The sequence below is a fragment of the Pseudochelatococcus contaminans genome, from assembly GCF_014195635.1.
Classification (GTDB): Bacteria; Pseudomonadota; Alphaproteobacteria; order Rhizobiales; family Beijerinckiaceae; genus Pseudochelatococcus; species Pseudochelatococcus contaminans.
In genome coordinates this window covers 78,318-90,492 of the sequence record NZ_JACICC010000008.1, presented here as the reverse complement: position 1 = coordinate 90,492, position 12,175 = coordinate 78,318, and the positions used below count along the sequence as shown (strand labels likewise).

The following is a 12,175-nucleotide window of genomic DNA, read 5'->3' as shown; positions in this document are numbered from 1 at the left end:
TAAAGAACCTATGTCAGGGTGGAGGATGCCGTGTCGATTGTTTTGACATTTCCCGGGCAAGGTAGCCAGGTTGTCGGGATGGGTAAGGCGCTTGCCGAAAATTTTATTCCAGCCCGCCGTGTTTTCGAGGAAGTTGATGACGCGCTCGACCAGAAATTGAGCGCGTTGATGTGGGAAGGAAGCAGCGATGCCCTCTCATTGACCGTCAACACGCAGCCGGCTCTCATGGCTGTCAGCCTTGCCGTGCTTCGTGCGCTGGAATCCGAGACCGACCTAGATGTCGCTCGTGATGCGGCCTATGTAGCAGGGCACTCACTCGGAGAATATTCGGCTCTTGCGGGCGCCGGTGGGATCGACCTTGCTGATACGGCCCGGCTTTTGCGGATTCGTGGCGAAGCGATGCAGGATGCGGTTCCGGTACGTGTGGGCGCAATGGCTGCGATTCTCGGGCTGGATTTTGAAGCAGTCGTAGAGATTGCCGAAGAGGCTGCTCAAAACGACATATGTGCGGTCGCGAATGATAATGGCCCAGGGCAGGTTGTTGTTTCTGGTCATGCAGACGCTGTAAATCGTGCCATTCAGTTGGCACAAGCCCGTGGTGCGAAGCGAGCAATTTTGTTGCCAGTCTCTGCGCCATTTCATTGCCCCCTGATGCAGCCAGCAGCTGAGCGTATGCGCGACGCACTGTCTCGCATAGACATTTCTCCTCCACGAGCGCCCATATTTGCAAATGTTCTTGCAGCGCCTGTCGATAGTCCAGCAGATATCAAGGATGCCCTTGTCTCGCAGGTGACAGGTACGGTACGCTGGCGTGAAAGTGTTTCGGCAATGGCCGATGATGGTGTTGATTTTTTTATCGAGTTAGGATCTGGCAAGGTTTTGACAGGGCTTGCCAAGCGAATTGCACCGGGCTCCCGTGCTCTGTCAGTGGGAGGGCCTGACGATTTTGCAGGTTTTATTGAAGCTCTTCAATTGACTCGATAAAAGGAAAGAACGTGTTTCAACTTACAGGAAAAAAAGCACTCGTGACCGGTGCGACAGGTGGTCTAGGAAGTGCGATCGCCAAGGCATTGCATGCGCAGGGTGCAGAACTTGTATTGTCCGGAACCCGCCAAGAGGCGCTAGAGGCTCTGGCTACAGACTTGCGTGAACGCGTTCATATCTGCCCCGCTAATTTGTCCGTTTCTGAAGAAGTGGAGGCGCTTGTTCCTGCTGCGGAGGCTGCACTTGGCGGCTTGGATATTCTGGTTAACAACGCGGGCCTTACCCGTGATAATCTTTCAATGCGCATGAAGGACGATGAGTGGGATTCAGTTATTGCTGTCAATCTGACAGCAGCTTTCAGGTTATCGCGCACTGCCATCAAAGGGATGATGCGTCGCCGCTCTGGACGGATCATTGGCATTAGTTCCATCGTGGGTGTCACCGGCAATCCGGGGCAAGGAAATTATGCGGCATCCAAAGCTGGTCTGATTGGTCTGTCAAAGTCTCTCGCAGCTGAAGTAGCTAGCCGCGGAATAACAGTTAATGTCATTGCGCCTGGTTTTATCGAATCGCCTATGACAGATGCACTTAACGATAAGCAGCGTGAAACCATTCTTTCGCGTGTGCCGGCTGCACGTCTTGGTTCGGGTGGTGATATTGCTGCCGCTGTCATCTATCTTGCATCAGATGAGGCGAGTTACGTTACCGGTCAGACATTGCATATAAATGGCGGAATGGCGATGATCTGATCTGATCTGATCTGATCTGATCTGATCTGATCTGACCATTTTTTGCCGCATTTCAATCAACCTCAGTTCAACTCAACTCTGAGATATGGAGTATGTTAATAATGAGAGTCGGGCGGATGAAGTGAGATTGCTGCTCAAAAGCTTTATAGTCGGGTTGCAACGATTGCAGGTTTAATTACTAAGTTGTTTTTTCAACTTGACATGGCGCATTTTAGCGTAACTTCTAAGCCATAAGTAGTTTTCTGTATGTATATATGATTTCCTAGGGGTTGAAAATTTTATCGTGTCATGCTTTGGCTTGTTCAGTTGGTGACTTAAAGGTGTTAGCAATATCGGGCAGTTTGGAAATTTTGCTCCTGATTTTTGTGGACCCGGGTTGTGTGTGATCGCAGGCTCGTGTAGCCAGTGTCGTCCCGAACGTATGCGAAGCGTTGAGTTCGTCAGCATTATGTCGGGTTTTCGATTGGTGTTGATGTTCGGTCTGCTTGTCTGCCGAAAATGTCAGTCTCTTGAATAAGGAATGGAAATATGAGTGATATCGCTGATCGCGTTAAAAAGATTGTTGTCGAGCATCTTGGAGTAGAGGCAGACAAGGTGACCGATTCCGCCAACTTCATTGATGATTTGGGCGCAGATAGCCTTGATACCGTTGAGTTGGTAATGGCCTTCGAAGAAGGTTTTGGCGTTGAAATTCCGGACGATGCGGCAGAGACCATTGTGACCGTCGGCGACGCTATCAAGTTTCTTGAGAAAAACGTTTCAGCCTGATTGGCTTGGTCGTAGCGTTTCCTATAAGCGCATGCGTCGTATCGGTAATGATCCGGGTGCCTGCGTGTGTATGATACAGGCAGGTGGTCGTTCATGAGGCGTGTGGTTGTAACCGGGCTTGGCATTGTATCGCCGCTTGGCTGTGGGATTGAAACCACGTGGCGCAGGTTGCTTGCAGGTGTCAGCGGGGCTCGACGTGTCGATGCATTTGATACATCCGATTTGCCCTGCAAAATCGCATGTACAGTTCCCGGTCAAGAAGATAGCGATGGCGGCTTTAATCCTGACGACTGGATGGAGTCAAAGGAACAACGCAAAGTTGATCCTTTCATCATCTATGCAATGGCTGCCGCACGCCAGGCGCTGGACGATGCCGGGTGGCACCCTTCAACCGAAGCAGACCGGGTTGCTACAGGTGTCCTTATCGGCTCGGGTATTGGCGGGGTTGGTGGGATCTATGACGCTGCAGTGACGCTTCACGAGCGCGGTCCAAGGAGAGTCTCGCCTTTTTTTATTCCGGGCAGACTTATTAACCTGGCATCGGGTTATGTTTCCATTGCTCATGGGCTCAAAGGCCCCAACCATTCAGTCGTTACGGCTTGCTCAACAGGTGCTCATGCAATTGGGGATGCAGCTCGTCTGGTCGCGCTGGGTGATGCTGATGTCATCGTTGCGGGAGGAACGGAGTCGCCGGTTAATCGCCTAGCGTTGGCCGGCTTTGCCGCTTGCAGGGCATTGTCTACCGCATTTAATGATACTCCTGAAAAAGCCTCTCGTCCTTATGACAAGGATCGGGACGGTTTTGTGATGGGGGAAGGGGCTGGCATAGTCGTTCTCGAAGCGCGTGATCATGCCATTGCTCGTGGCGCCCGCATTTATGCAGAAGTCGTCGGTTATGGATTATCTGGCGATGCGTATCATATTACGTCACCGTCTGAGGATGGCGATGGTGCCTTCCGTTGCATGCAAGCGGCATTAAAACGAGCAGGCCTTTCCGCTGCTGACATCAGCTACATTAATGCTCATGGTACCTCAACTCCGCTTGGTGATGAGATAGAGTTGCGGGCCGTCGAGCGGTTGCTAGGCGAACATGCTGACTCCGTTCTCATGTCCTCAACGAAGTCGTCCACAGGGCATCTTCTGGGCGCGGCCGGAGCTGTTGAGGCGATTTTTGGCATTCTGGCGATTCGAGATCAAATTGTTCCTGGAACACTCAATCTGGATAATCCGTCTGTTCATACTCAAGTTGATCTGGTGCCTCATGAGTCGAGACAAGCGTCAGTCGGTGCTGTTCTCTCCAATTCGTTTGGTTTCGGTGGAACAAATGCATCCTTGATTCTTCGCCATCCGGATGCTTGATTAAATTGAAGCGTTTTACATATGATCCGGAGCGATGAGCTATCATTGCGTCGGATCTTTGTGTTTAGGTAGCCAAATAATCGTGCTCAAAGCGCTTGGTTGCCATGGGCATGGATGGCTATAAATACGGAGCCTGGTTTTTGTCAGAATGTCTACTGATCAAGCTAGTCACGTAGGCGTTCCGGGCACGCTCTCGTTACTGAGTGCCGGCAAGAGGGCTTCAAAGCCTGCGAAATTCGTATAAGAGAGGCTGCGCTTTATGGTTAGTGACAGAAATCAGTCGTCTTCAGAAAGCGGCTCTGTCCGGCATAGTGGTGCGTCGTATAATCGCATTACGCCCCGCTCAGCAAGTGAAGCCATCAAGCCTACGGTTGCCCCTCCGCCCCCGCCACGCATTCGGCAAAAATCAAGCCGTCATAAAGGAAGCTTCCTTTCGGCTCTCAGTGCATTTCTTACAGTCTTATTGATTGGTGCCGTCGCTGCCGGGTTTGCTGTCTATTTTGGGCGAGGTGAATTTTACGCTCCGGGTCCGCTTAAAGAAACGCAGGTTGTATCTGTCAAAGGTGGCAATCAGACCGTTGCCCAGACATTGCAACGTGAGGGTGTCATCGCGCATCCGCTTATTTTCGTACTTGGACTGCATGCGCTAGGTGCGAATGACGACATTAAAGCCGGCGAGTATGCTTTCGCGCCTGGTGCGAGTATGAAGGATGTGATGGACATATTGGTGTCCGGCAAGAGCTTACAGCATCCGATCACCATAGCGGAGGGGCTCACGAGTGATCAGGCTGTAGCGCGTTTGCTGGCCAACGATTTATTGACCGGCGAGATCAAGCCTGTTCCTGTGGAAGGCTCGCTTCTTCCTGAGACTTATCTTGTTCCGCGCGGCACCACGCGTCAGGCGTTAATTGATAGAATGGCTGCAGAGCATCGTAAGGCGGTGGCTGAGGCTTGGGAATCTCGAGCTCCGGGACTTCCTTTGAAATCGCCTGATGAACTTGTCGTGTTGGCATCAATTGTTGAAAAAGAAACAGCTGTTCCCGAGGAGCGGGCCCGCGTCGCCAGTGTTTTTATCAACCGGCTTCGGCAGGGTATGCGGCTCCAGTCAGATCCGACAATCGTATATGGAATTGTCGGGGGGAAGGGTACCCTCGGTCGAGGTATTCGAAAAAGCGAAATTACCGAGCCGACGCCTTATAATACTTATGCGATCAACGGACTGCCTCCCGGACCGATCGCAAATCCGGGGCTCGCTTCCTTGAAAGCGGTTGCTAATCCTGCCGATACCGATGATCTTTATTTCGTTGCGGATGGCTCTGGCGGACACCGATTTGCCAAGACCCTCGATGAGCACAACCGCAATGTTCGTGAGTGGCGCAAGATAGAAACCGATCGTAAGAATGCTGCAGATAATGAGGCTGGTATTGATCGGGTCGACAACATACCGGACGTTGAGCAGCCCGCTAGTGCGGCAGTCGTCGGTGCGCCTGCTTCATCGCCCGCTGGTCCTGTCAAGGTTATAGATGCATCCGAGGGCACGAACCTCGATCCCCTCAAGGATAAAACTTACGATCTGACGTCGCCGAAGACCGTGCCGCAACTTCGGTCGATTGAGTAATTTGGGCAGAGTTGTTAATTCAGGGCGCAGTATGACGGTCGATAGTAAAATTCAACGCCGCGGATTGATGCTGATTTTGTCGTCTCCGTCAGGTGCGGGAAAAACGACGCTGACAAGAGATCTCATCCAGTTGGGCGATCTGTCGCTGTCGGTCTCCATCACCACCCGACCTCGGCGTGCGTCAGAAATTGACGGTGTGCACTACCACTTTATCGGGCGGGATGAGTTTATTTTCCAGAGGGATCGAGGCGATCTTTTGGAATGGGCCGAAGTGCATGGCAACTTTTATGGTACACCGCGCAAGCCAGTTCTCAATACGTTGGCAAGCGGGCGCGATATGGTGTTCGATGTCGATTGGCAGGGAACACTCCAAATTCTTGAGCACATGCGAGACGATGCCGTTACCGTCTTCATTCTGCCGCCGTCGCTGACGGAGTTGCGCACACGGTTGGAACGCCGGGCTGAGGATGCGCAGGAGATTATCAATCGCAGGCTGTTGAATGCGCGTGACGAAATCAGCCATTGGGATGCTTACGATTATGTGATCGTCAATGATGACCTTGATCACGCATTTAAAGCATTGCTGTCTATTCTCGCTGCGGAACGTCTGAAACGCGTCAGACGTGATGGACTCGCCCGGTTCGTTGACGGACTGTTGGCTGAAGACGCGTAACGTCTGATATCAGCGATTCCGCACCAACTCATCGTAAACGTTAGCGAGACGTACAAAACCATCGACAGGAATCTCTTCGGCGCGGGCGGTCTCTTCAAGACCAGCCCGTTGAATCATGCCTGCGACATCTGTCTCTGCATTTGAAAGGTCCAGACTTTTAAGGCTCTGCCGTAGCATTTTTCGCCGTTGTCCAAATGCTGCCTGTGTCACCGTCGCCAATGTGGTTGTCCGGGCAGGTGTTGGAGCAGGGCGGGGAGCTAGGTGGACGATGGACGATGTTACCTTTGGCGGCGGCACGAAAGCTGAAGGCGGGACATCAAACAAAATGTTCGCGTAAGTCCGCCAGCCGCAGAGAACGCCCAGCCGGCCATAGTCTTTAGGCTCCGCAGGTGTTGCCACGATCCGCTCGGCAACCTCGCGCTGGAACATTAAAGTCAAAGACTCCCACCACGATGGCCAAGGATCGGTCGTTAACCATCCGGTGAGCAGTGGGGTGGCCACATTATAAGGCAGATTGGCCACCACTCTGGCCGGGTCGCCGTTGAGATAAGGACTGAGATCAACGGTTAGTGCATCACCCTCGATAACTGTCAAACGGCCCGGGTAATGGCCGCTGATTTGCGCGAGGATTGGCAGACAACGTGAATCGCGCTCAATGGCGATGACGTGCCTGGCGCCGCAAGCCAACAATGCCCTGGTGAGACCACCCGGGCCGGGGCCAACTTCCACAACCGTCACATTTTCAAGAGGGCCTGAGGAACGGGCGATTTTCGCTGTCAAATTCAGGTCGAACAGAAAATTCTGCCCAAGCGATTTCTTCGCTGCCAGCTCATATTGGCGCACGATATCCCGCAGTGGCGGAAGATCATCGATTTGGCTCATGACTGCCGACCGATTACTGCGTCGTGCCGTCGTCAGAAGAGCTGCCGCTGACATCCTGAGAGAAGCTGACCTCTCCAAGCGTCCGAAGCTCCAAGCGGACCATGATGGTGGAGTCCGAGCGCTTCGTACCAGAGGATCGGTCTTTCAGGCTGGAGGTATACACAACATCCAGCACCACGCACTCGTCCTGATACGTCATACCGAGCGACATGTTGGCTGCGGTCCAGGTATTGGACTTTGTATAGGTGTTGATCAAACCAGCCTGATACTTGTAGCGCTCCTCAACACCCCGGTCGAGATCGAACAGCACGGAGCCTTTAAGCGAAAAATTATCTGTAAGCTTCAGCGAGGCATTAGGGCCAAGGCCGGTGCGGCGATACGGATAACCGAGATCCGGCTGCGCTGCGTAACGGGCAAACACCAAGCCTGCGTTCAGACGACCAAATGACGCATTGGCCTGCGCGTCAAAGCGCTGAAGCGCGAAGTTGCTCTCGTCAAAGCGTGCATGGCCAAGGAACGACATGCCTTCCCGGGGTGCCACGTACAGACCCGCAACATAGTCAGAACGCGTGTTTTCAAGACCGGAGTCCTGACCAGCATGCGAGATGTCATATTGCCTGTAGGAGTTACGGCCACCAATCTGGAAGGACTGGCCGAACAGAGCCTGTCCATATGCACCGCCATCCGTCTGCACTGTGTACTTGAGGCCGACGTTGGCGCGTACACCGCCTTCGGCGCGGTCGTATCCGCCGAATTTGTTCCATGAGAACAGGTTGGTGCTGTCGAACACCACACTTTGCGAATCCTCGTTCGGCAGCTCGCCGATGCGGGTTTCGTTCGGGCGCGCAACGATCTGGGCAATCGGTTCGATCGTATGTGTGCCCCATTTCTCAGTGCTGGCGACGAAGGGATAACGATATTCGACACCGATCGTCGGCGTGACGCGAGAGGTAATCGTGTCGTTGCTGCTGACGTTCAGGAAGTTCGTGATCTCGTTATTCTGGAATCGCGTCGCGTTCAGGGCGCGGGCAAACCCGTCGACACGCATACCGACGAACGGCTGCCATACCTGTCCCAACGGATCGATGAAATCGCGTTTCCAGCTCAGGCTGGTTGACACACGTGTATATCGGCCGCCAATGCCGCTCACCAGACAACGGTCGTACTCGAACACCGCGCAGGTCTCGTACGGCATGCCCGTGGGGAAGGTCGTTGCGGTATAACCGGGGATCGCCCGGTACTGGGCGGCTTCACGGAACAGGTTCGTTACGTTGAGATCGAACTCGAACTCGCCGCCGAGTCGTCCCGGCCCTTTGAAACGCCGATTGTAATCAAGCGTGGGCGCGACGACAGGCTGCTGCTTCTGCCAGTCGTCGTAGGCCAGCGTCTTGAAGTAGTAGCCGCGCAGATCGAAGAACGCATTGTCGCTGCGACCGAGTAGATAGGCGGTTGACGTCGATTCCTTGAAGAAGGTGTTCGTCAGGCTCTCGCTGCGGACATTGTAGTTATCGAAAAACCACTTGTCGGACACGAGCGCGACATCCCAGCCCCAGTGCCAGAATTTGTTGATGTCGAAACGGCCTGAACTCTCGATAGATCCGCGGAAATCACGCCCGCGCGGGCCGTAAGGCGATTCGAGAAAAACATCCTCATCCTGCTGAAAAATACCGGCGGCGCGGATGTTATACGAACCCGACATGAAACGCTGGCGCCATTCCGCCTGACCAAGCACACCCTGCTTGGTCAGAAAGGTGGGGGTCAGCGTCAGATCGTAATCGGGAGCAGGGGCCCAGAAGAACGGCGTCGAGATGCCGAAACCAGTGGCGGACGAATAGGTATAACGCGGCGTCAGCAGGCCGGTCTTGCGGCGCACCGTGGGATCAGGCGTCGAGAAATATGGAATGTAGGCGAGGGGCACACCGAAAAACTCGATGGTGGCATCCTCGTAATAGATCATCTGCTCGCTGTTGTCGTGGATGATCCGCGCGGCCTTGACCTGCCACAATGGCGGGCGTTCGGGATTGCGCTTGCAGGGCTCGCAGGCGGTGTAGGTGCCCTTGGAGAAGGTCGTCGTCTCACCAGCGGAGCGCTCTGCGCGCGGGGCGGAGAAGCGGGTCCTGTCCGACGTTTCAACATAGAGCGAATCGATGAAGCCGTCGCGGAAGTCGTCCGTCAGTTCGAAACGGTCGCCGCTTGCCACCGTACCGTCGGTTTCGCGGAGCCGGGCGTTCCCTTCCGCGAGAACGCGGCTGGTGTTGCGGTCATAGGTGACGCGATCCGCCTGCAGGCTGCGGCCCTGATAATACAAGCTGACATTGCCGACGGCCGAAACCGTGTTGCGATCGTTATCGTAAACGATCTCATTCGCGTCGACCACGAGGCTGTCGCCTTCGCCAGGCCCACTGGCAGCGGCAAGACGTTCGTTCAGGGTTTGCTGTGCATGGACGGCTGCTGTCGGCAGCAAAGTTGCGCCGAGCAGGGACACGATCGCGATGCGGGCAACGGAACCGAGACTCAAGCGCTCACTCCTTGACTGAAACACACGTTACGCAAACTACCCGTTCCAGCACCCCTGCAACCTGGCGGGGGCACAGTGCCACGAATGCCTGACACATCCGTTACGAAAGCGGCCACTCCGGCCATTTTCTTCGGAATTGTGCTAGCCATCCTCCTGATAGAGCAATGCAAGAATGCCCAGAAGGCTGCCGACAACGCCGGGAAACCATGCCGCCACGACCGGAGATAGAATCCCGGCCCCCCCGAGATCCTGCATGATTTCAGTTGCTACATAAAGCACGAACCCGGCCACAACGCCACCCAGAACGAGCTTTGCCACACCACCAAATCGAAAGAACCTTAAGGAAACGGAAGCGGCGATCAACACCATTGCGATCAATAACAGGGGACGAGCCAGCAAGACGTTATATTGCAGGATGTATGGCCGGGCATCCAGACCGGCCTGTTCGGTGCGCTGGATCAGATCCGGCAATTGCCAGAAAGAGACTGAACTTGCTGAGGTAAATGACCGGCGCACCTGTGCCGGGTCCAGCGTTGTGGCCAGCAAATAACTGTCGTAAGCCTGCGGTTCGTCGCTGACGGACATCACGCGCGCGTCGTCAAGCTCCCAGTAACCATCATAGAGAGTTGCACTCGCGGCCTCGATCCGCTCCGTAAACGCATTCGCCTCGTTGAACAGAAAAACCGTGACGTTCAGCAGGCGTCCAGTTTCGTCAACAGCGGAGGCCGCGCGGATAATGGCCTGTCCGTCGATACTTTTCTGGCGAATCCAGATATTGCGGCGATCCAGCGACGAGCCCTGCGAGAAGATGCTGGATTCCAGGGTGGCCGCCTTTTGCCGAAGCGTGGCGGACAGCGGATTGTAGAGCGTGACGGAAGCAATTCCCAGCAGCAACGCGGCCACGACCCCCGGCAGCAGGAAGCCCCACGCCGAAATGCCCACCGAACGCGCGATGACCAGTTCAAGCCGCCGGCTAAGTCCCAGAAGGGTGGCGATGCTGCCGAATAGCACGGCGAACGGCAGCACTTCCTCCGTGACGGATGGCGTGCGCAAAAGTGACAGCCACGCCATCGTGTGTGCCGAGGCATCCTTGGCGTCTCCGGCCCTGCGCATCAGTTCGACGAAGTCCAGCGTGTAGACCAGCGCGAAGACAGTGCCAAACACCATGCCGATGGTGGCCAGGAAGCGCCGGCCAAAATAATTTCCAAGCGTCGGTCCGATCAGCATCACGCGCCTTTCGTGCCGGCGGCAAGGGTGCCGGATCTACCTTTGAAGCGCTGTGCCAGCGCGGTCGTGAAGCGGCGGACGCGTGGCCCCTCAAAAATCAGGAAGAGGGCAATTGCGCTCGACACCAGCGGCGCTCCGTAAATGCCCAGCACGGCCAGCGGTTCACGCACGATGGCGCTGGTGGCGAAAAACCCGATGATTCGCACTGTGCCCACTGCAACGACTGCGACTGCTATTGCAACGCCGCGACCCTGACGGGTGGTGCGGGCCTCGCCGAGGGCGGCGAAGGCGATCAGCATGAAGGAGATGCAATATAAAGGTGCGGAAAAACGATCATGCAACTCGGCGCGGAAACGGCCTGACTGAAACATGTACACCGGATCGGTCGGGTCGGGTGAGATCAGCGCGGCGGTCGAGCGTTCACGGGGGCGATAGATCGTTTCCGCTTCGTTGGCCGCGAACACGGACAGGTTGAGGGCATAGCGCTGGAACGTGACGATGGCGGCGTCGCGGCTGTTCTTTTCCTGCTGCTGCACGGAGCCGTTTTCCAGCACGAGGAAGCTGTCATTATCCACGTTCACCGTGCGCCCGCGCTCGGCGATGTAGACGGCGATCTTTTCCGGATTGCGCTCGTCCTGCATGAAAATGCCAAGCAGCGCGTCACCGGATTTTTCCCTGTAATGGAAGGTAATGCCCGAATCGAGCGTCGTGAACTGGCCTTCCTTGACGATGTTGGCGACAAAGTCGGCTCTGATCTGGGTGATGACGTCACGCAGCGTGTTGAAGCTCACGGGCATCAGATAAAGCGTCATCGCGCCGACGAGCGCGAAGGTGGCGAGGCCCAGCGTCATGAAAGGGCGCAGAAGCCGGCCGGGAGGGATGCCGGCAGCGCTCATGACGATCAATTCGGAATCGCCGTTGAACTTGTTGAGCGCATAAAGCGTTGCGATGAAAACGGCGACAGGCGCGATGATGACGATCAGCGCCGGCAGGGACAGCAACGTCACGATCATAAAGATGCCGAGCGTCTGCCCCTGGCCTGTAACCAGATCGAGCTGGCGCAGGATCTGGGTTATCCAGATCACCAATGTCAGCGCAACGAAACAGGCGAAAAACGCCACTGTGACGTTGCGCAGGATGTAACGTTCGATCAGGGTCATCACGCTGCCGTTGTTCCGCGAACTTTCCTGTTGTCGGTCATGCCGCGACCGACAAGCGGACGGATGCAGCCATAACGAACTAATCCGTCTGAGACGGTTCTGCAAGGTTGCTGCCCACCGCAACCGCTCACGCGGCAGGTTGCAAGCGTCCGCATCCGAAGCGATATAAAGGCTCATGCGCTTATTAAAATCGGTGTAATAACTGTCACGGACATCGACGGACGGGCGGGAAAATGC

General features: G+C 55.3%; 10 protein-coding genes. 6 read left to right on the top strand and 4 right to left on the bottom strand.

Features of this window, described 5'->3' with window-relative positions; genetic code table 11:
• The first annotated feature begins 30 nt into the window (after positions 1-30).
• From fabD to gmk, 6 genes are all read left to right on the top strand, one after another.
• The gene (fabD, locus tag FHS81_RS14420) at positions 31-984 is read left to right on the top strand and encodes an ACP S-malonyltransferase (RefSeq protein ID WP_183754147.1); all 954 of its coding nucleotides are present in this window, start codon (positions 31-33) and stop codon (positions 982-984) included.
• 11 nt (positions 985-995) lie between these two features.
• Positions 996-1,733, top strand: coding sequence for a 3-oxoacyl-[acyl-carrier-protein] reductase (fabG, locus tag FHS81_RS14415; RefSeq protein WP_183754145.1), 738 nt, complete (start codon positions 996-998; stop codon positions 1,731-1,733).
• Positions 1,734-2,261: 528 nt separating this feature from the next.
• Positions 2,262-2,501: an acyl carrier protein gene (locus FHS81_RS14410; protein WP_183754143.1), complete on the top strand. Its 240-nt coding sequence runs from the start codon at positions 2,262-2,264 to the stop codon at positions 2,499-2,501.
• A gap of 93 nt (positions 2,502-2,594) precedes the next feature.
• Positions 2,595-3,860 carry a beta-ketoacyl-ACP synthase II gene (gene fabF, locus FHS81_RS14405; protein WP_183754142.1) on the top strand — a complete coding sequence of 422 codons (1,266 nt, stop codon included), beginning with the start codon at positions 2,595-2,597 and terminating at the stop codon, positions 3,858-3,860.
• 463 nt (positions 3,861-4,323) lie between these two features.
• Positions 4,324-5,478, top strand: coding sequence for an endolytic transglycosylase MltG (gene mltG, locus FHS81_RS14400; RefSeq protein WP_246375036.1), 1,155 nt, complete (start codon positions 4,324-4,326; stop codon positions 5,476-5,478).
• Positions 5,479-5,509: 31 nt separating this feature from the next.
• Positions 5,510-6,151, top strand: coding sequence for a guanylate kinase (gene gmk, locus FHS81_RS14395; protein ID WP_183754138.1), 642 nt, complete (start codon positions 5,510-5,512; stop codon positions 6,149-6,151).
• Between the two features lie 9 nt (positions 6,152-6,160).
• Here gmk and rsmA read toward each other — a convergent pair whose 3' ends face one another.
• From rsmA to lptF, 4 genes are all read right to left on the bottom strand, one after another.
• Positions 6,161-7,033, bottom strand: coding sequence for a 16S rRNA (adenine(1518)-N(6)/adenine(1519)-N(6))-dimethyltransferase RsmA (gene rsmA, locus FHS81_RS14390; protein WP_183754136.1), 873 nt, complete (start codon positions 7,031-7,033; stop codon positions 6,161-6,163).
• Between the two features lie 13 nt (positions 7,034-7,046).
• Positions 7,047-9,551 carry an LPS-assembly protein LptD gene (locus tag FHS81_RS14385; protein WP_210281722.1) on the bottom strand — a complete coding sequence of 835 codons (2,505 nt, stop codon included), beginning with the start codon at positions 9,549-9,551 and terminating at the stop codon, positions 7,047-7,049.
• 141 nt (positions 9,552-9,692) lie between these two features.
• Positions 9,693-10,778: an LPS export ABC transporter permease LptG gene (gene lptG, locus FHS81_RS14380; RefSeq protein ID WP_183754269.1), complete on the bottom strand. Its 1,086-nt coding sequence runs from the start codon at positions 10,776-10,778 to the stop codon at positions 9,693-9,695.
• The gene (gene lptF / locus FHS81_RS14375; protein WP_183754133.1) at positions 10,778-11,938 is read right to left on the bottom strand and encodes an LPS export ABC transporter permease LptF; all 1,161 of its coding nucleotides are present in this window, start codon (positions 11,936-11,938) and stop codon (positions 10,778-10,780) included. The genes lptG and lptF overlap by 1 nt, the downstream gene beginning before the upstream one ends.
• Positions 11,939-12,175 lie beyond the last annotated feature (237 nt).

Bases quoted from the DNA above. Each gene is read 5' to 3' on its own strand.
- rsmA (WP_183754136.1), bottom strand. From the start codon at position 7,033: ATGAGCCAAATCGATGATCTTCCGCCACTGCGGGATATCGTGCGCCAA.
- fabF (WP_183754142.1), top strand. From the start codon at position 2,595: ATGAGGCGTGTGGTTGTAACCGGGCTTGGCATTGTATCGCCGCTTGGC.
- lptG (WP_183754269.1), bottom strand. From the start codon at position 10,778: ATGCTGATCGGACCGACGCTTGGAAATTATTTTGGCCGGCGCTTCCTG.
- gmk (WP_183754138.1), top strand. From the start codon at position 5,510: ATGACGGTCGATAGTAAAATTCAACGCCGCGGATTGATGCTGATTTTG.
- FHS81_RS14410 (WP_183754143.1), top strand. From the start codon at position 2,262: ATGAGTGATATCGCTGATCGCGTTAAAAAGATTGTTGTCGAGCATCTT.
- lptF (WP_183754133.1), bottom strand. From the start codon at position 11,938: ATGACCCTGATCGAACGTTACATCCTGCGCAACGTCACAGTGGCGTTT.